Source organism: Planktotalea sp., assembly GCF_965659345.1.
Lineage (GTDB): Bacteria > Pseudomonadota > Alphaproteobacteria > Rhodobacterales > Rhodobacteraceae > Planktotalea.
Map to the genome: position 1 here is coordinate 65,142 of NZ_CBFHVK010000003.1, position 23,558 is coordinate 88,699.

Below are 23,558 nucleotides of genomic sequence, written 5' to 3' on the forward strand. Positions count from 1 at the left end.
TGACACAATTCACCCATAAACACACTGTTTCTGTTTTTTCGGTAATGTTTTTAAGCTTTTGAAAAGGCTAGTTTTTAAGATTGAGGTTTGCGTCCATTCTTGGTTTCGCCACCTTTTTAACCAGCACGTGTCGAGCTTGCCAAGATTTTGCCACATTTCAAAATTCAAAGCGTCGTTTGAACTGGTAACTCCCAAAAAACGTTAGGTCGTTCCACAAAGTTCGGCTGATGTGCAAAAAAATGTTAGCATGTCGTCGCGTTTCACCGCAGACTGGATCCAAATCATCTGGATGATCTGGGAGGATAGCATGACAGAGATTTCTATGACGGTGAACGGCAAGTCTGTTTCCGGCACTGTAGACGGCAATACCCTACTTTCAGCGTTCTTGCGCGAAGACTTGCGTCTTACGGGAACGCATATCGGTTGTGACACATCACAGTGCGGCGCTTGCGTGGTGCATGTGAACGGCGAGGCGGTGAAGTCTTGCACAATGTTCGCAGCAGAAGCGCATGGGGCAGAGGTCGGCACGATCGAAGGCCAGGCTCTCAGCGATGGATCATTGAACGTGATCCAGCAAGCGTTTCAGGATCACCACGGTTTGCAGTGCGGCTTTTGCACGCCCGGCATGGTGATGTCTGCGGCGGCTTTGTTGAAAGACAATCCAAAACCAACAGAGACGGAAGTACGTGAATACCTTGAGGGCAATATTTGCCGCTGCACAGGTTATCACAACATCGTCAAAGCGATCATGGCCGCATCTGGTCAGGACGTCTCTGCGATAGCTGCTGAGTAAGCAAATTTTCTAGAAAATTTGGAGCGCTTGATTTTTCTAAAAAAAATCGCCTCCTCACGGAAGGAATACAAAAATGCCAAAAGATGGTGGAATAGGCGCTTCAACTAAGCGTCGCGAAGATGTCCGGTTTTTGACCGGCAAAGGCAACTACAGCGACGACATCCAGACAGCGGGTGAATGCGTCGCGGTCTTTGCGCGCTCCAACGTGGCCAATGGAACAATCAAATCAATCGACACAAGTGCTGCTGCGGAAATGCCGGGCGTTTTGGCGATCTTTACGGGCGAAGACTTTGTCGAAGTCGGTGGCAATCCAGCAGGCTGGGCCATCGTCAGCCGCGACGGCGAGCCAATGAAAGAGCCAAAGCGCCCGGTGCTAGCGCACGGTAAAGTCCGCCATGTGGGTGACGCTTATGCTGCGGTGATTGCAGAGACGGTTCAGCAAGGCAAAGACGCGGTTGAGGCGATTGAGATCGACATCGAAGAGCATGACGCCGTGATCAATATGGCCGACGCTTTGTCTGGCACCAACTATGTGCACGACGAAATTGAAACGAACCAGTGTTTCGATTGGGGCTGGATCGAAGACAACCGCGCAGCGACAGATGAGGCGATCAAAAACGCGCATCACGTCACAACGCTGGAATTGGTTAACAACCGATTGGTGCCGAACGCGATGGAGCCACGTTGCTCCATTGGTCATTACAACACAGGCACGGGCGATTACGTCCTGCATACAACTTCGCAAAACCCGCATTTGACGCGTCTTTTGCTAAGTGCGTTTGTTATGGGCATCCCAGAGAACAAACTGACAGTGATTGCACCTGATGTGGGCGGCGGCTTTGGCTCCAAGATTTACCATTATGGTGAAGAAGCGCTGGTACTGGCGGCGGCTAAAAAGCTTGGCCGAACGGTGAAATGGACTGCGGATCGCACAGAGGCGTTCCTGACGGACGCGCATGGCCGCGATCACGTGACGAAGATCGAACTTGCGATGGACGAAGAGGGCAACTTCCTCGCGTTCCGCACAGAGACAATGGCCAATGTCGGCGCGTATCTGTCGAACTTCTCCACTGCGACACCAACCTTCCTGCACGGTACATTGATGGCAGGCAACTACACGGTGCCGCTGGTCTATGTGAACGTCAAAGCGGTCTTTACCAACACCGCCCCTGTGGACGCTTATCGCGGCGCTGGACGACCAGAGGCGACCTATTCGTTAGAGCGCGTCATCGACAAAGCGGCGCGTGAAATCGGGATGGATCCGATTGCGCTGCGTCGGAAAAACTTCATCAAGCCGGATCAATATCCTTTCGCCTCTGCGGCGGGTCTTGAGTATGACAGCGGCAACTACGATGCCCTGATGGACCGTATGGAAAGCGTCGCTGACACGGCGGGCTTTGAAGCACGGCGCGCTGAGTCCGAGGCCAAAGGCCTGCTGCGTGGCTTTGGTGTAAACGCCTATATCGAGGCTTGCGGTATCGCGCCGTCCAACCTTGTGGGTATCCTTGGCTCTCGCGTCGGTCTTTACGATGCGGCGACTGTGCGTGTGAACGCGACAGGCAATCTGTCGGTCATGGTCGGTGCGCACAGTCACGGGCAGGGGCACGAGACTGTTTTCCCGCAAATCGTGGGTGACATGCTTGGTATCGATCCGTCTGTGATTGACATCGTACATGGCGACACGTCGAAAATCCCATTTGGAATGGGTACTTACGGCTCTCGTTCGCTCGCGGTCTGTGGCTCTGCCATCGTGCGCGCCACGGAAAAGATCATCGACAAAGCCAGCCGCATCGCGGCGCATATGCTCGAGACGGAGCCATCCAACGTCGACTTCGCTGATGGCGAATTCAGCGTTGCGGGCACGAACCGCAAGGTGAGCTTTGGCGAAGTAGCGCTAAAGGCCTATATCCCGCATGAGTTCCCGCTTGAAGAGATCGAGCCGGGCTTGGAAGAAACGGCGTTCTATGATCCGGCCAACTTTACCTACCCATCGGGTGCTTATGCCTGCGAGGTTGAAGTCGATCCTGAGACAGGCAAAGTCCGCGTGGATCGCATGACAGCGGTGGATGACTTCGGTAACGTTATGAACCCGCTGGTTGTGACAGGGCAAGTGCATGGCGGTCTTGGTCAAGGTATCGGTCAAGCACTGGTTGAAAACACCACATACGATGAAAACGGTCAGCTTCTGTCGGCGAGCTACATGGATTACACCATGCCGCGCGCTGATGATCTGCCCTTCTACGTGGTGGATCACAGCCAAGGCAATGCCTGCACACACAACCCATTGGGCGTGAAAGGCTGCGGTGAAGCGGGTGCGATTGGATCGCCACCCACTGTCGTCAACGCGGTCATCGATGCGCTGCAATCAGGCGGTAAAAACATCACCCATATCGATATGCCTATGACCCCACATCGCGTGTGGTCTGCAATCAACAACGCAAATTAAGGAGCGCGGACATGTATTCATTTGACATAGAACGCCCATCAACTGTGGCCGATGCTGTTGCTGCACTAGGGGCAGATGAAGCCCAAGCGCTGGGCGGTGGTCAAACACTGATCCCAACGCTGAAAGCGCGGCTTGCGTCACCCTCTACTTTGGTCAGCCTTAGCGGTGTGAGCGAAATGCAAGGCATCAATGCAGCAGGGGGAAGCGTTACCATCGGTGGCGCGACCAACCACGCGGCCGTGGCTGCTGACGGGTCATACCCTGGCTTGTCAGCGTTGGCGTCCAACATTGGTGATCCCGCTGTGCGCAATCGTGGGACGATTGGCGGCTCTCTCGCCAATAACGACCCATCCGCGTGCTATCCAGCGGCAGCACTTGCATCGGGGGCAACGATCACGACCAACACGCGCGAAATTGCAGCGGATGACTATTTCGTCGGCATGTTCGAAACAGCGCTGGACGAGGGTGAAATCGTCACAGGCGTCACCTTCCCTATCCCTGAAAAATCGCATTACGAGAAGTTCGTCCAACCTGCATCGCGCTTCGCATTGGTTGGCGTTTTCGTCGCTAAATACGCCGACGGCGTACGCGTGGCGGTCACTGGGGCCTCCAACGAGGGCGTCTTTCGCTGGACGGAAGCAGAGGCCGCACTGAGCGCCAACTTCTCTGCTGAAGCACTCGCAGACCTGAGCGCATCCGCGGACAATCTGATCGAAGACCTCCACGGCAGCGCAGAATACCGCGCGCATCTGATCAAGGTCATGACCGGCCGCGCTGTGGCCGCTGCGGCATAATCAAAATGGATTTGGGCGCTGTAAATAGCGCCCAAGTCTTCACTGTTTGCGAGAACGACTGATCGTGTTCGAAAGCAGAGCGTCGTGTGAAACGGGTGTTACGTTCCTACCCACAACTCCCCATTTACCCCGTCAGTTCCACTCCCTATATGATACCCGCAGCGCACTTGAAAAAGCGAACGGAGCATCCAGAATGAAATACACAGAAGAACACCTCTGGCTGCGTGAAGAAGACGACGCGATCTTGATCGGGATCTCCGAGCCGGGCATCGAAGAAATCGGGGAAGTGATCTTTGTGGATCTGCCCGAAGTTGGACAAACCGTCACAAAAGATGAAGAAATCATCGTGATCGAGAGCAGCGATTCCGCAACGGACCTTTTAGCGCCGATCGATGGCGAAGTAGTTGAGGTGAATGAAAACCTCGCTGACACGCCTGGACTTTTGAACGAAGACCCAATTGGTGCGGGCTGGTTTATCAAGATCGAAGCGTCTGATCCGTCCCAGTTGGATGACTATATTGATGAAGCTGGATACAGAAAGTTCATCGCGTAAGCCGCTGCGCAGTCCGTCGATTCAGACAGTCATGAAGACATCGTAACGCGTTGATTTTCCTATGATTTGATGTGAGCAGGGCCGAATACCTTCGATAGGATCAGCTTTCGCAGGCCACTTTAGAACAACACGTTTCGTTGCATGTTCCAAAGCGACACGCATCAAATCAGCTGCGTCTTCATCGACGCCTACAATCTCTCGCACTTGGCGTAATTCTTGCTTCACAAGGGCTGTGGTTTTTCGCGGGGGATGCATTGGATCGATCAATATCGCTTCACCAGAAAGCGATGGGAGCAGCTCCTTCGCATCCCCAAGCATCAGCGTCATGCGCGCGATGATTTTGGAAAATTTACCGCCTTCAAGACGGGCTTCCTCCATGCCTGCGAGCAGTAAGTCATGCATACGAGGGGAGCGTTCTATCATCGTGACCTCAGCACCAAGTGAAGCGAGCAAAAATGAATCGCGCCCTAAGCCTGCTGTTGCATCAATGACGTGCGGCGTTTTGCCAGCACGAAAGCCCATTGCCTTGGCCAAGTCCTGACCACGACCACCGCCAAAACGTAAGCGATGTGCGACCGCGCCGCTGATAAAGTCAACGCGCAGGTCTGCGCGCTGTAAGTCTCGTTTCGGGCGTGGCACGTTTAGTGATTGTCCCGCGGCATGCCTTTGCGCGCAACGTCCTTGTAATTGTCCGCGTCGCGCAAGGTCATGCCTTTATCAAACGGTTCCACCAGCTCGCGGAAATACTGCTGCCACGGTGTTTGACTTTCAGGTGATGCAAAACCACCATCCGCAATCAAAGCGTCACGACGCGAGGTATATTCTTCTTCTGAAATCAATATGTTGGCGCTAAAATCATTCAGGTCGATGCGGATCGTATCGCCTGTTTGCAGCACGGCCAAACCACCGTTGTCAGGCGCTTCCGGTGCCGCGTTCAAGATTGAAGGCGAGCCGGATGTGCCGGATTGACGCCCATCACCGATACACGGCAGCGCTTCAACACCCGCTTTCAACAGATATGCAGGCGCGCGCATGTTCACGACTTCTGCACCACCCGGGTAGCCCTTTGGACCTGCGCCACGCATCACAAGAATGCAGTTTTCGTCGATCTTTTCAGCAGGATCATCAATCCGGTGATGATAATCTTCAGGCCCGTCAAACACCACGGCACGCCCTTCAAAGGCGTTCATATCCTCTGGGTTACTGAGATAGCTTTGGCGAAAGGCCGGACTGATTACAGAGGTTTTCATGATCGCACTGTCAAAGAGATTGCCCTTAAGGTTGATAAAGCCAGCGGCCTCTTTCAGCGGCGCGGCAATCGGTAAGATCACATCGTCATTCGTGGACGGACGCAGCGCGCAATTTTCAGCCATGGTTTTGCCATTAGCAGTCACCACGTCAGGATGCGGCAGCAAGCCGTCACCTAGCAAAGCGCTGACCACCGCGGGGACGCCCCCTGCACGGTGAAAGTCTTCACCAAGGTATTTACCTGCGGGCTGCAGGTTAACCAGCAGTGGCACATCATGACCGACGTTTTGCCAATCATCGTTGTTCAAAGGAACGCCCAAATGACGCGCAATCGCGTTAAGATGGATTGGTGCATTCGTAGAGCCGCCAATAGCGGAGTTGATAACGATCGCATTCTCAAATGCTTCGCGCGTCATAATGTCAGAGGGGCGCAAATCCTCCCAAACCATATCAACAATGCGCTTGCCTGTCTCATAGCTGATCTGCCCGCGCTCACGATAAGGCGCTGGAATTGCTGCACTTCCTGGCAATTGCATGCCAAGCGCTTCCGCCAGTGAGTTCATCGTTGTCGCGGTGCCCATCGTGTTGCAATAGCCAACCGAGGGGGCAGAAGCCGCAGCAATTTCCATAAACCCATCTTCATCAATTTCGCCGGACGCGAGCTTTTCACGCGCTTTCCAGATCACTGTGCCAGACCCGGCGCGCTCACCGTCCCACCATCCGTTCAACATTGGGCCAACTGACAAAGCAATCGCAGGAATATTAACCGTTGCAGCCGCCATGAGCAGAGCAGGGGTCGTCTTGTCACAGCCAATTGTCAGCACGACGCCATCAACAGGGTAGCCATACAAAGTCTCGACCAAGCCCAAATATGCAAGGTTGCGATCGAGTGATGCCGTAGGGCGCTTTCCAGTCTCTTGGATAGGATGAACAGGCATCTCTAAGGGCACGCCGCCTGCTGCAATGATGCCGTCGCGGACACGCTTTGCGAGCTCGATATGATGGCGGTTACAGGGCGACAGGTCGCTTCCTGTTTGTGCAATCGCGATGATTGGCTTGTTGCTTTGCAATTCTTCGCGCGTCAGCCCGTAATTCAGATAACGTTCCAGATACAGCGCCGTCATTTCGCGGTTTTCAGGGTTGTTGAACCATTGACGTGAACGAAGATCGGTGGGCTGCATTTTGGGCATTTTCAAGTCCTTAGCTCGCTGCAAGAATTCGCGCAAAACTGAATGTCCACGCCTAAAAATTAAGTGGTGCGGGCGGGGGGACTCGAACCCCCACGGGCATTCGCCCAACAGATTTTAAGTCTGGTATGTCTACCATTCCATCACGCCCGCAGACAGGTTGTTTCCGCAGATTCAACCTGTGTCGACATCTTTAGCGTCCTCAAGCGATGATCACAATCCGAATAGAGCGGTTAAAATGTGGAAAAATGCACGATTACAAGTCAGTCTTTGGCACAGGCATTTCACCTTTCAAAAACTGACGTTCCTTTAGCCAAGGATTAAGCGAAAGTGCTTTGCGAAGCGCGATCTGTGCCTCATCATCGCGCTTTAGGCCAATCAAAGTTAGTGCTTTCCCCGAAATCGCGGCGATGTGGTTGGGCGATCGTTCTATGGCCTTATCAAGTTCAATAAGCGCAATGTCGTATTCCTGCCGCAAGAAATGCGCGAAAGCCTTTTGATTGTAGCCCTCCGCATAGTTCGGACAGTACTCGATCAAATCTTCAAAAACGGAAATCGCGCCCGCAAAGTCATAACTTTCGCGCCGCGCCATGCCTTCATCAAGAAAGGCCTGCGCACGGTCATCTGGGGCATCTACCCAAAGTTCCCACATTCGGTTTGAAACGGCCTGTGCAGCGCGTTCATCTGTTGCGATCTGTGCGGACGTGATCAGTTCACCCAAACGCAAACTGTGATCCGGTGCGGCGGGGCACTCTGCAACTGCGCTGGATGCGGTGCAAATGAGCAGGGCGGCTGTGACAATGCTTTTCATACCTACCATGATGGCGCGAAACGCGTTTCCGTCAAGCAAAGCCTTGTTTAAAACGCCGCACTGCTTTCTTCTTTAATGGCCTGCATCGCGACATAGGTCGACGTGCTCGCAACGTATGGCAGGGTCGAGAGCTTTTCTGCCAAGACCTGCCGATAGCTACTCATGTCTTGCACGCGCACCTTTAACAAATAGTCGAAATTTCCAGCAATAAGATGTGCCTGCTCAATTTCAGGGATCGCGCGAATGGCTGTGTTAAACGCGTTAAGCGCTTTTTCACGAGTATCAGATAGCCGGATTTCAACAAACGCCACGTGCTCGCGACCCAGTTGGATCGGATCGAGCATCGCGCGGTAGCCTTTGATAATGCCTTGTTCTTCAAGCCGTTTCAGGCGCGTTTGGGTCGGTGACTTGGACAGTCCAATGCGTCCTGCAAGATCGGTCACGCTGATGCGTCCTTCAGCGGCGACAACGCCAAGAATCTTACGGTCAAAGCTGTCTAAGTCAGAACGGTTCATTTGCATCGAAAATCTCCCTAATTATAGACTAAATGGAGTGTTTTTTGCTTCAAGTCAAACAAAACGAATTGCTGTTTTTGGGTATGGTTTAAAAAAATCCTGAAGCATAGGTGTGCGCATGAGCCTGAATATTCCACGTTACCCCGCAATTGATCCGCATACTTTTGCTGAGCAATCCCAACGCGTTGCAGCACTTGTCGAGATGGCGCAACTGTCAGAGCAAGATCGCACTGAGATATCTGCAAGTGCGGCTGACCTGATCACTCAGATTCGCGGCGCAGATAACCCCGGATTGATGGAAGTGTTTCTCGCTGAATACGGCCTTTCGACGGATGAGGGCGTCGCGCTGATGTGTTTGGCCGAAGCCTTGTTGCGCGTTCCGGACGCGGAAACCATTGATGCATTGATCGAAGACAAAATCGCACCCTCCGATTGGGGCCAGCATCTTGGGCAATCTGCATCCTCGTTGGTGAATGCATCCACCTGGGCGCTGATGTTGACGGGCCGGGTCTTGCAAGACGAACAACCCGGCCCAGTGGGTCATTTGCGCGGCGCGATCAAGCGTTTGGGCGAACCCGTTATTCGCAAAGCCGTCAGTCGCGCGATGAAAGAAATGGGCCGTCAGTTTGTTCTGGGTGAAACCATCGTCAGCGCGATGGAACGTGCGTCCAAGATGGAAGCCAAAGGCTTCTCATATTCCTACGATATGCTGGGCGAGGCGGCGAAAACCGATGCGGATGCCAAACGGTATCACCTGTCCTACAGCCGTGCGATCTCTGCCATTGCACAGGCGTGTCATTCCTCGGACAGCCGTGAAAATCCAGGCATTTCCGTCAAACTCTCCGCGCTCCATCCGTGCTATGAAGTGGCGCAGCGCGAACGCGTTATGGAAGAACTGGTGCCGCGTCTTCGTTCCCTCGCGCTTTTGGCCAAGTCGGCAAATATGGGGCTTAACATCGATGCGGAAGAAGCGGATCGCCTCACGCTTTCGCTGGATGTGATCGAGGCGGTGCTGAGCGAAAGCGCCCTCAAAGGCTGGGACGGCTTCGGCGTCGTGGTGCAGGCATATGGTCCACGCGCGCCCTTTGTGATCGATCATTTGCACGCCCTTGCAACGCGGCTTGATCGCAACATTATGGTGCGCCTTGTGAAGGGTGCTTACTGGGATACAGAAGTAAAACGCGCACAAGTAGAGGGGCTTAGCGGATTTCCCGTCTTCACATCAAAGGCTGTGACGGATGTCTCTTATATTGCGTGCGCACGCAAATTACTTGGCATGACAGACCGGATTTATCCACAGTTTGCGACCCACAATGCCCACACGGTCAGTGCGATTTTGCACATGGGCGCTGATGCGTCGGACTATGAATTTCAACGCCTTCATGGCATGGGCGAAGTGATGCACACCCTTGTGATGGCCGCGCAAAATACCCGTTGCCGCATCTATGCACCGGTTGGTGCGCACCGTGATTTGCTTGCTTATCTTGTACGCCGCTTGCTTGAGAATGGGGCCAATAGCTCCTTTGTGAATCAGATCGTGGATGAGGACGTCAGCCCCGAAGAAATTGCCGTTGATCCGTTTGATGCGGCCCTCACCGCGGACAATTGGCTTGCGACAGGGCCGGAACTTTTCGCGCCGGAGCGTACAAACTCCAAAGGGTTTGATCTAAGCCACACGCCAGATCTTGAACAGATCGAGGCCGCACGTAGCCCGTTTGAAACACATAAATGGCAAGCGGCATCGCTTATCGCTGCCAACGTGCCAGCAGGGCAGGGCATCGAGCTGCGCAATCCGTTTGATCCAAGCGAGTGTGTTGGAACCGCGTCGCTCGCCTCGTCTGCACAAATCGAAGCTGCCCTTGATGGCGCAGCGCCTTGGTCTGCAAGTCTGACAGAGCGTCGCGCCGTCTTGCACAAAGCGGCTGATCTTTATGAAGAAAGATACGGTGAGCTCTTCGCGCTGCTGTCGCGCGAAGCTGGAAAAACCTTGCTCGATTGTGTTGGTGAACTGCGTGAAGCCGTTGATTTCTTGCGCTATTATGCAGAACGTACGACAGATGAAACACCCATCGGTACGTTTACATGTATTTCACCGTGGAATTTTCCACTGGCGATTTTTACGGGCCAAGTCAGCGCCGCCTTAGCTGCTGGTAACGCTGTTTTGGCAAAGCCTGCGGAGCAAACACCGCTGATCGCACATCTCGCCGTATCGCTTTTGCACGAAGCAGGCGTGCCGCGTGCCGCCTTGCAATTGATCCTTGGCGCTGGCGATGTTGGGGCTGTGTTAACCTCTGACCCGCGTGTCGGGGGTGTAGCATTTACGGGTTCAACTGAAACGGCAAAGTTGATCCGCGCAAGCATGGCCAAACACCTCGCGCCGGACGCACCTTTGTTGGCGGAAACAGGCGGCCTTAACGCGATGATCGTCGACAGCACCGCTTTACCGGAGCAAGCGGTGACTGCAATCGTCGAAAGCGCGTTTCAATCTGCGGGCCAACGCTGCTCCGCGCTGCGTTGTCTCTATGTGCAAGAAGATGTTGCCGACACTGTGCAAGAAATGCTGATCGGCGCGATGAAAGAGCTGTGCCTTGCTGCCCCGTGGGATTTGCGAACTGACGTTGGCCCATTGATCGACCAAGAGGCGCAAAGCCAAATTGCGGACTATGTTGCACAGGCCCGCGAGGCAGGTCGCGTTTTATACGAGCTTGACCCGTGTGAAACAGGATATTTCGTGCCGCCCGCGCTTCTCTCCGTCAACGGAATCTCTGATCTAGAGCGCGAAGTCTTCGGCCCCATCCTGCACATCGCGCGCTTCAAGGCTGGGGATTTGGATCAGGTGATCAATGACATTAACGACACTGGGTACGGTCTGACGTTTGGCCTGCAAACCCGTATTGACGATCGCGTGCAGCACGTGTCCGAGCGTATCAAAGCCGGCAACATCTATGTGAACCGCAACCAGATTGGTGCCATCGTTGGCTCGCAACCCTTTGGTGGCGCGGGTCTTTCTGGCACGGGTCCAAAAGCAGGTGGGCCGCTATATCTGTCGCGTTTCCGCAAAGTCGATGCATTGCAGAGTGATGGCGCATTTGATGCAGATATGGCGACAGACACGCTGAGGGTTGCAATCAAAAGCGAAAACACCGTTGCAACTCTAACAAAAGATATCTTGCCGGGTCCGACTGGGGAATTGAACCAGCTCAGCCGACACGCACGCGGGCCAATCCTTTGCATGGGGCCAGGTGTGCAAGCCGCAACCGCGCAAAAAGAGGCGGTTGTTGCGCTCGGGGGGCGTGCCATCGTGGCTCAAGGCGTGATTACACCACAAACGCTGGTCGAGATTGACGGCATTTCCGGCATTCTCTTCTGGGGTGATGTCGCGTCAAAACGTGCATATGCCCAAGCTCTTGCCAAACGTAGCGGTGCGATCCTCCCCTTGCTGAGCGGAATGCCAAATGCGGGTTACGTGCTGGAAGAGCAACATCTTTGCGTCGATACCACCGCCGCAGGTGGCAATGCTGCATTGCTCGCAGAAAGCGCACCAGATGCCTAAGCGCTCTTGACGTTTGGGCGGGCAAACATCAGCCTGCCCGAATGCTACCTATTCGCGATCACAACCCGTCTGGCCGTCGGCCCTATATCACTTACACGTTGATAGTTATTAACGTGTTAATTTTTCTCGCATTCAACCTTAGTCTTGGGGAAGGGCGCGCGCTGAACCTGTTCTTTTATGAATGGGGCATGGTGCCAGCGCAAATTTCTGCGGGGCAGGATTATTACAGCCTTGTAACCTCGCAGTTTTTGCATGGTGGCTTTATGCACATCGCTGGTAACATGCTGTTTTTGTGGATTTTTGGCGATAATATGGAAGACGAAATGGGCCATATCCCGTTTCTTCTGTTCTACTTGGCAAGCGGTGTTTTTGCGGCACTTGCTCAGTGGGTGGTTGAACCAGCCTCCCAAGTCGTCACCATCGGTGCGTCTGGTGCTATTGCAGGCGTGATGGGGGGGTATCTTTTGCTTTTCCCCAAAGCGAAAGTGGATATCCTGCTGATATTAATCATATTCTTCAAAATATTTCCGATCCCCGCGTGGATCATGCTGGGTCTTTGGTTCCTACTGCAAGTTGGCAATGGCGTCATCTCTGACCCTGATTTAGGCGGGGTGGCCTACTGGGCGCATGCTGGCGGGTTCGTAGTGGGCTTGATACTGACCATCCCACTGTTCGCCCGCTTGGGTGGCTTTTCATTTTGGGAGCGCACCGAAGGCACGCCACCTCATCCAGAGGCAAAGTATGACCTGAGTAAAACCGGAATCCCGCGCGTGCGGCGCAAGTAACATTCCTTACGAAAAAGGACTTATCCTATGAAGATGAACCCACTTGGCCGTACTGGCATCATGGTGCCAGAGCTTTGCCTCGGAACGATGACGTTTGGCACACAAACCCCCGAGGCCGAAGCGCACGAGCAAATTGATATCTCCCTCGAGGCTGGTTTGAATTTCCTTGATACTGCGGAAATGTATCCGGTGAACCCGCTTAGCGCTGAAACGCAAGGGGATAGCGAGCGTGTTCTGGGCACTTGGTTTGCCAAGACGAAACGTCGCGATGAGGTGACCTTGGCCACCAAGCACTCCGGCAATGGGATCAAGTACGTGCGCGATGGGGCCGACATTACAGCGCAAAGCATTCCTGAAGCAATTGAAGGCTCACTCAATCGTTTGCAGACAGATTATATCGATCTTTATCAATTTCACTGGCCCAATCGCGGTTCTTACATGTTTCGCAAGAACTGGACGTATGATCCGTCTCAACAAGATCGTGCAAAAACGCTCGATGACATGATGAGTTCCCTTGCCGCACTGCAAGACGCTGTCGATGCAGGTAAAATCCGCGCTTTCGGGCTCAGCAATGAAAGCGCTTGGGGCACATCAGAGTGGTTGCGCCTATCCGAGGCAGGCAATGGCCCGCGTGTTGCCTCCATCCAAAATGAATATTCCTTGCTATGCCGGCTTTATGATACTGATCTTGCAGAACTAAGCGTGAATGAAGACGTTGGTTTGCTTGCGTTTTCTCCTCTTGCGACAGGGCTCTTGACTGGTAAGTACCAGAACGGTGCCATTCCAGATGGTTCGCGCCGCTCCGTTTCCGCGGAACTTGGTGGGCGTGTATCAGAGCGTGTTTTTCCTGCGGTCGATGCGTATTTGGACGTCGCACGGACACATGGGTTAGATCCAGTGCACATGGCTTTGGCATGGTGTCGGACACGTCCTTTCATGGCGTCTGCAATTTTCGGCGCGACTCGCACCGCTCAGTTGAAGCATATCCTAGCATCTGTTGATGTAACGTTAAGCGATGAGGTCTTAGACGCCTTAAATGACGTACATCGTCAGTATCCGATGGTGTATTGAGCATGACCCAGCTTGGCTTTGATTTGGGGCCAGATCCAATCCCCGAATACGAGGCGGCGTTCAAGACTGCTCAGGATTTTCAGAAAACACTAGGCAAGTGGATGGGCCCCCAAAAAGGGGTCTCAAGCCTGTTTGCACATCCGATTGAAACCCCTTTGGGTACGATGGTGTCGGTCTGTGACGCGGATCGGCTCCACCTTTTGGAATTTGCAGATCGCAAAGAATTACCAAAAGAATTGAAAAGGTTGGGGGCTTCATCAGGAACGATATCGCCGGGTCAAACCAAGGTGACGCGCAGTTTGCTCGATCAACTAACGCGTTACTTTGATGGAACGCTACAGCGCTTTGACCTTTCGCTCGCACTGCATGGAACCGAGTTTACAAAGTCGGTTTGGAACGCTCTGCTCGAGCTGCCTTTTGGCACCAGCACAAGCTACGGCGCGCTTTCGGAAAAGCTGGGTAATCCCGGGGCGGTTCGTGCCGTCGCACGTGCAAATGGGGCCAATCAAATCGCAATTCTTATTCCCTGCCACCGCGTCATCGGAGCGGATGGCACGTTGACGGGGTATGCTGGGGGCCTTTGGCGCAAACGCGCGCTTTTGGACCTCGAATCAAAACCTTAAGAACCGTAAACGGCTTTGCGTGCAATTTCCGGAATATCACCGTGATAGATATCCAAATCGAGTGCGTCGTGAATGCTAAGACGTTTCAATTCTGATACTGTCGTACGGTATTGCTGTGCCTGACGAGCGCGGGTTTTCATAGTCTCAAAAAAAGCAATCATGTCATTTCTTTCTGTAGTTCTCTTCTCAGACGCATATGGCGGCTTTGTTAGCGCAAACAACCGGCCAAATCGCAAACCCGTATTGCAATGAATGCAAGGCTTTGGCGAAGAAGTTCATTGCAGGTCGCTTTTGTGGTTTCGCAAGCTTCGGTTTCGCGGCACGCTGACACGAATATCCAAACAAAGGCCACGCTATGCCCCTGTCTATGAACAAAGACGTCTTTATCACCTGTGCGGTTACCGGATCTGGTGGAACGCAAGATCGCAGCCCTCATGTCCCCCGTTCACCAAAGCAAATCGCCGACAGTGCTATTGCAGCCGCAAAAGCAGGGGCGGCCGTCGCGCATTGCCATGTCCGTGATCCAGAAAGCGGCGCGCCTTCGCGTGACTTAACCTACTACCGCGAGGTGACTGACCGAATTCGCGACGCAGAGGTCGACGTTGTCCTTAACCTCACCGCAGGAATGGGCGGCGACATCATGTTTGGCAGCGCGGAAAAGCCGTTCCCGACCGCAGCAGGCACGGACATGGTTGGTGCGACCGAGCGTGTCGCGCATATTGCCGAATGCTTGCCGGAGATTTGCACCCTGGATTGCGGCACGATGAACTTCGCAGAAGCTGACTATGTCATGACCAACACACCTGGGATGCTAACCGCGATGGGCGGCATGATGACCAAACTAGGCGTCAAGCCAGAGATAGAGGCCTTTGATACAGGCCATCTTTGGTACGCAAAGCAGTTGGTTGCCGATGGCGTGCTCGACAGTCCCGCACTTGTGCAGCTTTGCATGGGCGTGCCGTGGGGCGCACCTGATGATCTCAATACGTTCATGGCGATGGTTAATAATGTTCCTGATGACTGGACGTTCAGTGGTTTCGGTTTAGGACGTAATCAGATGGCTTATGTGGCGGCGTCGGTTCTTGCGGGTGGTAATGTGCGGGTCGGTCTTGAGGATAATCTATGGCTCGAGAAGGGCGTACTCGCGACAAATGAACAATTGGTTGATCGCGCAGTCACAATTATCGAAAACATGGGCGCGCGCGTCATTGGCCCAGAAGCTGTGCGCGAGAAACTTGGCCTGACTAAACGAGCGCCATCAAACTAGGAGAAGACGGATGCGTTCCTTATTCAAAGCATTAAGCGTGATATTACTGGTAGCTCTCGCACTTCCCGCAAGTGCCGCGCAATACCGTGATACCTCAGTTCCGATGACAGTAGAGGGCGCGCTGGACCTAAACCGCTATCTTGGAAAGTGGTATGAAATTGCGCGCTTTCCCAATCGTTTTGAACGCGGGTGTGTCGGCGTCACGGCAGAGTATTCCATGCGCTCTGATGGGGATGTGCGGGTCGTGAATACATGCCGTGAAGGCACTCTTGATGGCAAAGTAACCGTTGCAGATGGCAGTGCTCGCGTTGAAGCGCCTGGGCGCTTGTCGGTGACGTTCGTACCTTGGTTGCCGTTTGCGCGCGGTGACTATTGGGTTCTTTATGTTGCGCCGGATTACAGCATGGCAGTCGTTGGAAACCCAAAAGGAACGACAGGTTGGATTCTAGCGCGAACACAGCAAATCAGCGCCAAACAACGCGCATTGGCCGAAGGAATTCTTGCCAATAATGGTTACGATGTCAGTAAGTTAGAAGACGTTCTTCAGAATTAGGATAAAGATATGACTAAAGTGGCAGCGATCGTTGGTGGCGGTGTTATTGGGGGTGGTTGGGCCGCGAGGTTCTTACTCAACGGATGGGACGTCAAGATCTTTGACCCTGATCCACAATCACAGCGTAAAATCGAAGCTGTCGTTGAAAATGCACGACGTGCATTGCCTGGGCTTACGGACATCTCGCTCCCTCAAGACGGATCATTAAGCCATTGTGATACAATAGAAAAGGCGGTTTCAAGTAGTGAATTGATCGTGGAAGCCGTGCCGGAGCGGTTGGACATTAAGCACAAGGTCTACGCAGAAATCGAAGCCGCCAACACAACGGGCATCATCGCCTCGTCTACCTCTGGTATTATGCCGAGTGATCTGCAAAGCGAGTTGAAGCATCCAGAGCGCTTGATCGTCGCGCATCCGTTCAATCCGGTCTACCTGCTACCCCTTGTTGAACTGGTGGCAGGCAAGTTGACCGACGCTGCTCACATAGAAAAAGCAAAAGCCATCTACAATTCCATCGGCATGCACCCTTTGCATTGTCGCGTCGAGATCGAAGGGTTCTTATCAGATCGCCTGCAAGAAGCGCTCTGGCGCGAAGCACTTTGGCTTCTCAAGGATGGTGTCGCGACGGCGGAGGAACTCGATGCTGCTATTGCCTACGGGCCGGGCTTACGTTGGGCGCAGATGGGGACGATGCAGACCTTCCACCTTGCGGGGGGTGAGGGTGGCATGCGCGCGATGCTGGCAATGTTTGGCCCCTGTCTCAAATGGCCATGGACCAAGCTTATGGATGTCCCCGAGTTGACGGATGATTTCGTCGAGATGGTGGGCGATCAGTGTGACACTCAATCTGGCCCGCTCACGCCGCGCGATCTTGAGCGCGTGCGCGACAACAACCTTGTTGGCATCATCCGTTCCTTGCGCGGTGGCGATTGGGGGGCCGGTGCAACGGCAAAAGCGCACGATAAACACCTCGCAGCCCTCAACGGACTTGATGTGAGAGCGGCAGAGCTTGATGCCAGCCAGCCGATTGTAACGTCCAAACGTACCGTACCGCTCGATTGGGTGGATTATAACGGTCACATGAATGAAGCACGCTATCTCCAGGCCTTTGGGGATGCGACTGATAAGTTTATGGAGATGATCGGCTGCGATGCGGATTATATCGCCACCGGCGGCAGCTATTTCACGGCAGAAACCCACATCCGGCACATTGATGAAGTGCGCGCGGGCACGCAGATCGACGTAAAGACCCAAGTGCTGCTCGGTGAGGGTAAGAAAATGCACCTTTGGCATGAGATGTATGCGGGTGAGCGTCTGTTGGCGACGGCTGAACATATGTTGATCCACGTGAGCCTCGAAACGCGCCGCCCCTCGACGCCAAGTGATCAGATCGAAACAGCGCTTTCGCGTATTGCGCAGGGGCATGCTCACCTGCCGCGCCCTGACGCGGCTGGCGCTTCCGTTGGCGTGCGCGGTTGAGCAGGGTTCTGATAACAGGGGGCGCAAGCGGCATCGGATTTGCGATGGCGCAAGCCTTTGACAAGGCTGAGTTTCAGGTATGGGTCACAGATGTCGATGCTAAGACTCTCGCCGCTTGTCCAGCGCATTGGCAGTGCTTACATGTGGATGTCTCGGATGAGCCACAAATGGCAGCGCTGTTCCAAGAGATAACACGCGAATGGCAGGGCCTTGACGTGGTTTGCGCCAACGCGGGCATCGCAGGCCCGACGGTCAAGGTCGAAGATGTTGCGCTGAGTGATTGGAACACTTGTCTTGCGATCACGCTAGGCGGTGCGTTTCTAACAGCGAAATATGCGAGCCCATTGATGAAGCAAGCGGGCAGGGGAGTGATCATACTGACATCGTCCACAGCAGGCCAATACGGCTACCCAAATCGTGCGCCTTACGCAGCTGCAAAATGGGGTGTGATCGGCTTGATGAAAACCCTTGCGATGGAGCTTGGACCTCACGGCATTCGTACCAATGCAATCTGCCCCGGTGCGGTTGAAGGCCCGCGCATGGAAGGTGTTCTCAATCGCGAAGCGCGCGCGAAAGGCATGACGCGCGATGAGGTGTATGAAGGCTATGCAAGTGGCACCTCTTTGGGCGCATTCGTAAGCGCTGACGACATTGCCAATATGGCGGTGTTTTTGGCGAGTGACGGGGCTAAGATGGTTTCGGGGCAAGTCATTGCCGTCGATGGACACACAGTTAATCCAGATCCGAAAGTCTAATTCGAGCGCTGTGCAATAGCTGTCCCGGCAGCCCAGCCGCTAGACCATGCCCATTGGAAATTATATCCGCCTAACCAACCGGTTACATCCATTGCCTCACCTATCACATAAAGCCCTTTGAGCGTCTTGGCTTCCATGGTTTTTGAAGACAGACCGTCAGTGTCAATGCCGCCCAAAGTGACTTCTGCGGTGCGATAGCCTTCGCTACCCGTTGGGCGTTGTTTCCAGTTGCGAATGTGCGCGCACAACTGCTCAAGTGCTGGGTCCGATTGATCTCCGATGCGCCCTTTGATCTGCATCTCCTCGCTCAAATGCTGCACCAAACGCGCAGGATAATGCCGGGTCAGAATGGTTGTGATGTCACGCTTTCCTTGCTCTTGCCGTGCAGCACGCAAAGCTTCAAACAGACCACCCTCTGGATCAAGATCCAAGCTGACGACATCGCCTTCGCACCAATAGGAAGAGGCTTGCAAAATCGCGGGTCCAGATAGGCCGCGATGGGTGAATAAGCAGGCTTCTTCAAACGCAGTGCCATTCGCGCGCGCGCGAACAGGGGTGCTTACTCCTGAAATCGGGGCATACCGCTGATCTGAAAACGTTAAGGGCACCAAAGCAGGGCGAATATCAGTGAGGGTCAAGCCGAACTGCGTCGCCAGATCATAAGCAAGCCCTGTCGCGCCCATCTTTGGAATGGATTTACCCCCGCTCGCCAGAACTAGGTGCTTTGCGCTCACCGCAATCGGAGTGCCTTCGCGCAGTAGCTTTAACTCAAAAGTATCGCCAGTATGTGCGACTGTTTCGACAGATGTTTTGAGCCAAAGCTCAGCGCCAGCGCGCTCCATCTCTTGCAATAGCATCGCCACGACTTGCTTTGCTGAACCGTCACAAAACAATTGTCCCAAAGTCTTTTCGTGCCAGGCAATCTCATGCTTGGCCATCAGGTCAATGAAGTCCCACTGCGTGTATCGCTTAAGTGCTGACTTGCAAAAATGAGGGTTTTTCGAGATGAAATTCTCTGGTTTGGCGTCTAAATTTGTGAAATTACAACGTCCACCCCCCGAGATACGAATTTTCTCACCGGGTGCTTTGGCGTGGTCGATAACCAATGTGCGACCACCGGAATGCGCCGCGCACATCATTCCTGCGGCTCCAGCGCCTATTATGATCGTGTCAAATTCCATCATGCTCACTTGCACAACAACGCGCTTGAACTCAAGCAATTCATTTTTCCTCTAAACTCCCGCCGGAGGCATTCCGCATGGCATAAAGCCATGCACATCATGCATGTCGCTTAGCGACATTCCGCAACGTGGTTCAAACAACACTGGCAATTATCAGGCTGATTCGCTAAACAAGTGACAGATCCTGAGATAACAGGACGCAACAGGCAATGGTCAGCGGTGATCTATGACAGAAATGGTGTATGGCAGCGTCCCCGTTCGGGACGGCGAGCCAATCCTTCCAAAGTGGTGGCGTACAGTCGACAAGTGGTCGATGTCGTGCATCCTTATTCTTTTCGGCATTGGGCTTTTGCTTGGACTGGCGGCATCTCCGCCATTGGCTGCCAAAAACGGTTTTGAGCCGTTTCATTATGTTCAGCGGCAGGCGTTCTTTGGTGGGCTTGCGCTGACAGCAATGCTGATCACGTCAATGCTAAGCCCTGTGCTGGTGCGTCGCCTTGCGGTTCTTGGCTTTATCATTTCCTTTATCGCTCTGATCTTGTTGCCGTTTTTTGGGACTGACTTTGGGAAGGGCGCAACGCGCTGGTATTCTCTTGGGTTCGCGTCTGTGCAGCCTTCTGAATTCTTGAAACCCGGATTTGTCGTTGTTGCCGCTTGGTTGATGGCCGCGTCACAAGACATTGGTGGCCCTCCTGGGCGGCTTTGGTCCTTCATCCTGACCGTGACCATTGTGCTCATCCTCGCAATGCAGCCCGACTTTGGTCAGGCGTGTCTCATCCTGTTTGGCTGGGGCGTGATGTATTTCGTGGGCGGCGCGCCCATGACGTTGCTTTTGGGCATTGCGGGTCTTGTCGTTGCGGGGGGCGTCGTTGCTTACAATAACTCCGAACACTTTGCGCGCCGCATTGACGGCTTTCTCTCAACCGACGTCGATCCGACCACACAGCTTGGTTATGCTAGCAATGCGATCCGCGAAGGCGGCTTTTTTGGCGTTGGTGTCGGCGAGGGGGAAGTAAAATGGTCCCTTCCAGATGCGCACACAGATTTCATTATTGCGGTTGCGGCTGAAGAATACGGGCTTATTCTCGTGCTTTGTATCATTTCGGTCTATACCATCATCATTGTGCGCTCGCTTTTGCGCCTGATGCGCGAACGCGATCCGTTTATTCGTCTCGCGGGCACCGGTTTGGCTTGCATGTTTGCGGTGCAGGCGATGATCAATATGGGCGTCGCAGTACGTCTGCTTCCGGCTAAGGGAATGACCCTTCCTTTCGTCAGCTATGGTGGATCGTCGCTGATCGCTGGGGGAATTGCTGTTGGCATGCTCTTGGCATTCACACGTACGCGGCCCCAAGGTGAGATTGGTGACCTTTTAAGAGGACGTAATTGATGACTGAAAAAGCCCCGCTTTTGGTGATTGCGGCTGGCGGAACCGGTGGTCACATGTTTCCAGCTCAAGCACTAGCTGAAGCGATGCTGCGCAAAGGGTGGCGGGTCAAGCTGAGCACAGATGCGCGTGGTGCGCGCTACACGGGTGGTTTTCCGCATACGGTCGAGATCGAACAAATCGCCAGCGCTACTTTCGCGCGTGGCGGCTTTGCTGCGAAGCTGGCAGTGATACCAAAGATTGCGAGTGGTGTGATTGGCGCGGTCTTCAAAATGCTCGGTGACAAGCCTGATGTGGTTGTCGGCTTTGGTGGCTACCCCTCAATTCCTGCGCTCGCGGCTGCGACATTGCTGCGCCGTCCACGTATGATCCATGAACAAAATGGCGTTCTTGGCCGCGTTAACCAAATCTTTGCGAAGCGTGTCAGCGGGGTTGCCTGCGGCACATGGCCAACCGATTTGCCCGAAGGGATCGATACGGCCCACACAGGTAATCCGGTGCGTGGCGCAGTGCTGGAGCGCGCAGGGGCGGGCTATATCCCACCGGGGGACTACCCCATGAGCCTTTTGGTCATGGGCGGTTCTCAGGGTGCGCGCATTCTGTCGGATGTGGTGCCACCTGCAATCGCAGCCTTGCCAATGGATATTTTGCAAAACCTGCGTGTCAGCCATCAAGCGCGCGATGAGGACGGTGAACGTGTCGCAGAATATTACGCTCAGCATGGCATCAATGCTGATGTGCAGCCCTTCTTTCATGATGTACCCAACCGCATGTCGGAAGCGCAGCTGGTGATCAGTCGCGCAGGTGCATCTTCAGTGGCGGACATCTCTGTGATTGGGCGTCCATCCATTCTTGTGCCCTTCGCGGCGGCAACGGGCGATCATCAAAGCGCCAATGCGCGCGGCCTTGGCGACGCAGGCGGCGCGATCATCATGCCGGAAAGCACATTCACGGTCGACGCCCTTAGCGAGCAACTCGCATCGGTGCTGACCAATCCAAACGCCGCACAACAAATGGCCGAAGCCGCACTCAGCTGCGGCAAGCCGGACGCGACAGAACAATTGGTTGCCTTGGTGGAGACGCTCGCAACCGCGTAAAGTACATGAAAGACACTTCAATGAATGCAGCCCATACCCTTAGCCCCCCCACGAAACTCCCAGGTGATGTGGGGCCAATCCATTTTGTCGGGATCGGTGGAATTGGCATGTCAGGCATTGCCGAAGTTTTGCTTAATCATGGATATGTGGTTCAAGGCTCTGACCTGAAAAGTTCACCGATTACTGAACGTTTGGAAAAGCTTGGTGGACATATTTTCGTCGGTCAAAAAGCGGAAAACCTCGAAAGTGCTGAGGTGGTGGTAATCTCCTCCGCAATCAAACCGGGCAATCCTGAACTGGACGAAGCACGCTTGCGCGGCCTTCCTGTTGTGCGCCGTGCGGAGATGTTGGCAGAACTCATGCGTCTCAAGCTCAACATTGCTGTTGCAGGAACGCATGGAAAAACGACCACAACAACAATGGTGGCGACATTACTCGATGCGGGAAATTTTGACCCGACCGTCGTAAACGGTGGCATCATTCACGCCTACGGTTCCAATGCGCGCATGGGGCAGGGCGAGTGGATGGTAGTGGAGGCAGATGAAAGTGATGGTACATTCAACCGTTTGCCCGCGACCATCGCGATTGTGACCAACATCGACCCCGAGCATATGGAGCATTGGGGGACAGAAGAAAATCTGCACAAAGGTTTCCTCGATTTCGTTTCCAACATTCCATTTTATGGCCTCGCGATTTGCTGCACCGATGACACAGATGTGCAAACGCTGGTGGGCAAAGTCACGGATCGTCGTATCGTGACATATGGTTTCAACGCGCAAGCCGATGTGCGCGCGGTAGGGCTGCATTACAAAGCGGGTGTCGCGATGTTCGACATTCATTTGCAGAACGAAGATCAAATCATCGAAGGCTGTTCCTTGCCCATGCCCGGCGATCACAACGTATCCAACGCCTTGTCGGCGGTGGCAGTTGCGCGACACCTCGGCATGTCTGGCCCAGAAATTCGCGAGGCTTTGGCGGCGTTTGGCGGTGTAAACCGCCGCTTTACCAAAGTCGGCGACGTGAACGGCGTAACAATCATTGATGATTACGGCCACCATCCGACAGAGATCGCAGCAGTACTTAAAGCCGCGCGCCAGTCTTGCGAGGGGCGTGTGATCGCCGTACATCAACCGCACCGCTACACCCGTTTGTATCACCACTTTGAAAACTTCTGCGCCTGCTTCAACGAGGCCGACGTTGTGGCCATCACAGAGATTTACGCTGCGGGTGAAGACCCGATTGAGGGGGCGTCACGCGACGATTTGGTGTCTGGTTTGATCCGTCATGGGCACCGCCATGCACGCTCTATCACGACGCAGGATGATTTGACCAAACTGGTGAAAGAACAAGCAAGCGCTGGCGACATGGTTGTGTGCCTAGGCGCTGGTACGATTTCTGCTTGGGCGAACGAATTGCCCGCAAAATTGGCTTAAGGGCGCGCATTTTCGACGAAAATTCAA

The 23,558-nt window shown here is 54.0% G+C and carries 21 protein-coding genes and 1 tRNA gene; 15 read left to right on the forward strand and 7 right to left on the reverse strand.

Annotated elements, in window-relative coordinates:
- Positions 1-307 precede the first annotated feature (307 nt).
- From ACTG3Z_RS02890 to gcvH, 4 genes are all read left to right on the forward strand, one after another.
- Entirely contained in the window at positions 308-793 is a 486-nt protein-coding gene (locus tag ACTG3Z_RS02890) for a (2Fe-2S)-binding protein (RefSeq protein ID WP_439141135.1), read from the forward strand.
- 73 nt (positions 794-866) lie between these two features.
- The gene (locus tag ACTG3Z_RS02895; protein WP_439141136.1) at positions 867-3,239 is read left to right on the forward strand and encodes a xanthine dehydrogenase family protein molybdopterin-binding subunit; all 2,373 of its coding nucleotides are present in this window, start codon (positions 867-869) and stop codon (positions 3,237-3,239) included.
- 11 nt (positions 3,240-3,250) lie between these two features.
- Positions 3,251-4,033, forward strand: a complete 783-nt coding sequence (locus ACTG3Z_RS02900; protein ID WP_439141137.1) for an FAD binding domain-containing protein — start codon at positions 3,251-3,253, stop codon at positions 4,031-4,033.
- A gap of 193 nt (positions 4,034-4,226) precedes the next feature.
- The gene (gene gcvH / locus ACTG3Z_RS02905; RefSeq protein WP_439141138.1) at positions 4,227-4,586 is read left to right on the forward strand and encodes a glycine cleavage system protein GcvH; all 360 of its coding nucleotides are present in this window, start codon (positions 4,227-4,229) and stop codon (positions 4,584-4,586) included.
- A 21-nt stretch (positions 4,587-4,607) separates the two neighbouring features.
- Here the strand turns inward: gcvH and ACTG3Z_RS02910 are convergent, their stop codons facing one another.
- The 5 genes from ACTG3Z_RS02910 to ACTG3Z_RS02930 form a co-directional block, all read right to left on the reverse strand.
- A complete protein-coding gene (locus ACTG3Z_RS02910; RefSeq protein WP_439141140.1) occupies positions 4,608-5,225 on the reverse strand; it encodes a class I SAM-dependent methyltransferase in 618 nt (205 codons plus the stop codon).
- A gap of 2 nt (positions 5,226-5,227) precedes the next feature.
- Complete coding sequence (locus ACTG3Z_RS02915) at positions 5,228-7,024, reverse strand: IlvD/Edd family dehydratase (RefSeq protein ID WP_439141141.1); 1,797 nt, start codon at positions 7,022-7,024, stop codon at positions 5,228-5,230.
- A gap of 64 nt (positions 7,025-7,088) precedes the next feature.
- Positions 7,089-7,174: transfer RNA gene (locus tag ACTG3Z_RS02920), tRNA-Leu, on the reverse strand.
- Between the two features lie 103 nt (positions 7,175-7,277).
- Entirely contained in the window at positions 7,278-7,841 is a 564-nt protein-coding gene (locus ACTG3Z_RS02925; protein WP_439141143.1) for a tetratricopeptide repeat protein, read from the reverse strand.
- 38 nt (positions 7,842-7,879) lie between these two features.
- On the reverse strand, positions 7,880-8,353 hold the full coding sequence (locus ACTG3Z_RS02930) for an Lrp/AsnC family transcriptional regulator (RefSeq protein ID WP_439141144.1): 474 nt from the start codon (positions 8,351-8,353) through the stop codon (positions 7,880-7,882).
- Positions 8,354-8,465: 112 nt separating this feature from the next.
- Here ACTG3Z_RS02930 and putA point away from each other — a divergent pair, with 112 nt between their 5' ends.
- Genes putA through ACTG3Z_RS02950 form a run of 4 tightly spaced genes read left to right on the forward strand, consistent with a single transcriptional unit; the run spans position 8,466 to position 14,379 of the window.
- On the forward strand, positions 8,466-11,900 hold the full coding sequence (putA, locus tag ACTG3Z_RS02935; RefSeq protein ID WP_439141145.1) for a bifunctional proline dehydrogenase/L-glutamate gamma-semialdehyde dehydrogenase PutA: 3,435 nt from the start codon (positions 8,466-8,468) through the stop codon (positions 11,898-11,900).
- Positions 11,901-11,941: 41 nt separating this feature from the next.
- Entirely contained in the window at positions 11,942-12,685 is a 744-nt protein-coding gene (locus ACTG3Z_RS02940) for a rhomboid family intramembrane serine protease (RefSeq protein WP_439141146.1), read from the forward strand.
- A gap of 27 nt (positions 12,686-12,712) precedes the next feature.
- Complete coding sequence (locus ACTG3Z_RS02945; RefSeq protein WP_439141147.1) at positions 12,713-13,756, forward strand: aldo/keto reductase; 1,044 nt, start codon at positions 12,713-12,715, stop codon at positions 13,754-13,756.
- 2 nt (positions 13,757-13,758) lie between these two features.
- Entirely contained in the window at positions 13,759-14,379 is a 621-nt protein-coding gene (locus ACTG3Z_RS02950) for a methylated-DNA--[protein]-cysteine S-methyltransferase (RefSeq protein ID WP_439141149.1), read from the forward strand.
- On the opposite strand, the gene ACTG3Z_RS02955 is transcribed toward ACTG3Z_RS02950, so the two are convergent.
- On the reverse strand, positions 14,376-14,540 hold the full coding sequence (locus ACTG3Z_RS02955) for a hypothetical protein (protein ID WP_375266794.1): 165 nt from the start codon (positions 14,538-14,540) through the stop codon (positions 14,376-14,378). The two genes, ACTG3Z_RS02950 and ACTG3Z_RS02955, sit on opposite strands and share 4 nt — an antisense overlap.
- Before the next feature lie 194 nt (positions 14,541-14,734).
- On the opposite strand from ACTG3Z_RS02955, the gene ACTG3Z_RS02960 reads away from it, so the two are divergent.
- The 4 genes from ACTG3Z_RS02960 to ACTG3Z_RS02975 are packed head-to-tail and all read left to right on the forward strand — an operon-like array spanning position 14,735 to position 18,433.
- Positions 14,735-15,646 carry a 3-keto-5-aminohexanoate cleavage protein gene (locus tag ACTG3Z_RS02960; RefSeq protein WP_439141150.1) on the forward strand — a complete coding sequence of 304 codons (912 nt, stop codon included), beginning with the start codon at positions 14,735-14,737 and terminating at the stop codon, positions 15,644-15,646.
- 10 nt (positions 15,647-15,656) lie between these two features.
- Positions 15,657-16,199: a lipocalin family protein gene (locus tag ACTG3Z_RS02965; protein ID WP_439141152.1), complete on the forward strand. Its 543-nt coding sequence runs from the start codon at positions 15,657-15,659 to the stop codon at positions 16,197-16,199.
- 9 nt (positions 16,200-16,208) lie between these two features.
- The gene (locus ACTG3Z_RS02970; protein ID WP_439141153.1) at positions 16,209-17,678 is read left to right on the forward strand and encodes a carnitine 3-dehydrogenase; all 1,470 of its coding nucleotides are present in this window, start codon (positions 16,209-16,211) and stop codon (positions 17,676-17,678) included.
- A complete protein-coding gene (locus tag ACTG3Z_RS02975) occupies positions 17,675-18,433 on the forward strand; it encodes an SDR family oxidoreductase (protein WP_439141154.1) in 759 nt (252 codons plus the stop codon). The genes ACTG3Z_RS02970 and ACTG3Z_RS02975 overlap by 4 nt, the downstream gene beginning before the upstream one ends.
- On the opposite strand, the gene ACTG3Z_RS02980 is transcribed toward ACTG3Z_RS02975, so the two are convergent.
- Positions 18,430-19,614: an NAD(P)/FAD-dependent oxidoreductase gene (locus tag ACTG3Z_RS02980; protein ID WP_439141283.1), complete on the reverse strand. Its 1,185-nt coding sequence runs from the start codon at positions 19,612-19,614 to the stop codon at positions 18,430-18,432. The genes ACTG3Z_RS02975 and ACTG3Z_RS02980 overlap by 4 nt on opposite strands.
- A 226-nt stretch (positions 19,615-19,840) precedes the next feature.
- Between ACTG3Z_RS02980 and ftsW the strand changes: the two genes are divergently transcribed.
- From ftsW to murC, 3 genes are read left to right on the forward strand one after another with little or no spacing between them, the layout of a single operon-like run.
- On the forward strand, positions 19,841-21,004 hold the full coding sequence (ftsW, locus tag ACTG3Z_RS02985; protein ID WP_439141155.1) for a putative lipid II flippase FtsW: 1,164 nt from the start codon (positions 19,841-19,843) through the stop codon (positions 21,002-21,004).
- A complete protein-coding gene (locus ACTG3Z_RS02990; protein ID WP_439141156.1) occupies positions 21,004-22,098 on the forward strand; it encodes a UDP-N-acetylglucosamine--N-acetylmuramyl-(pentapeptide) pyrophosphoryl-undecaprenol N-acetylglucosamine transferase in 1,095 nt (364 codons plus the stop codon). The genes ftsW and ACTG3Z_RS02990 overlap by 1 nt, the downstream gene beginning before the upstream one ends.
- 20 nt (positions 22,099-22,118) lie before the next feature.
- Entirely contained in the window at positions 22,119-23,531 is a 1,413-nt protein-coding gene (gene murC, locus ACTG3Z_RS02995; protein ID WP_439141157.1) for a UDP-N-acetylmuramate--L-alanine ligase, read from the forward strand.
- Positions 23,532-23,558 lie beyond the last annotated feature (27 nt).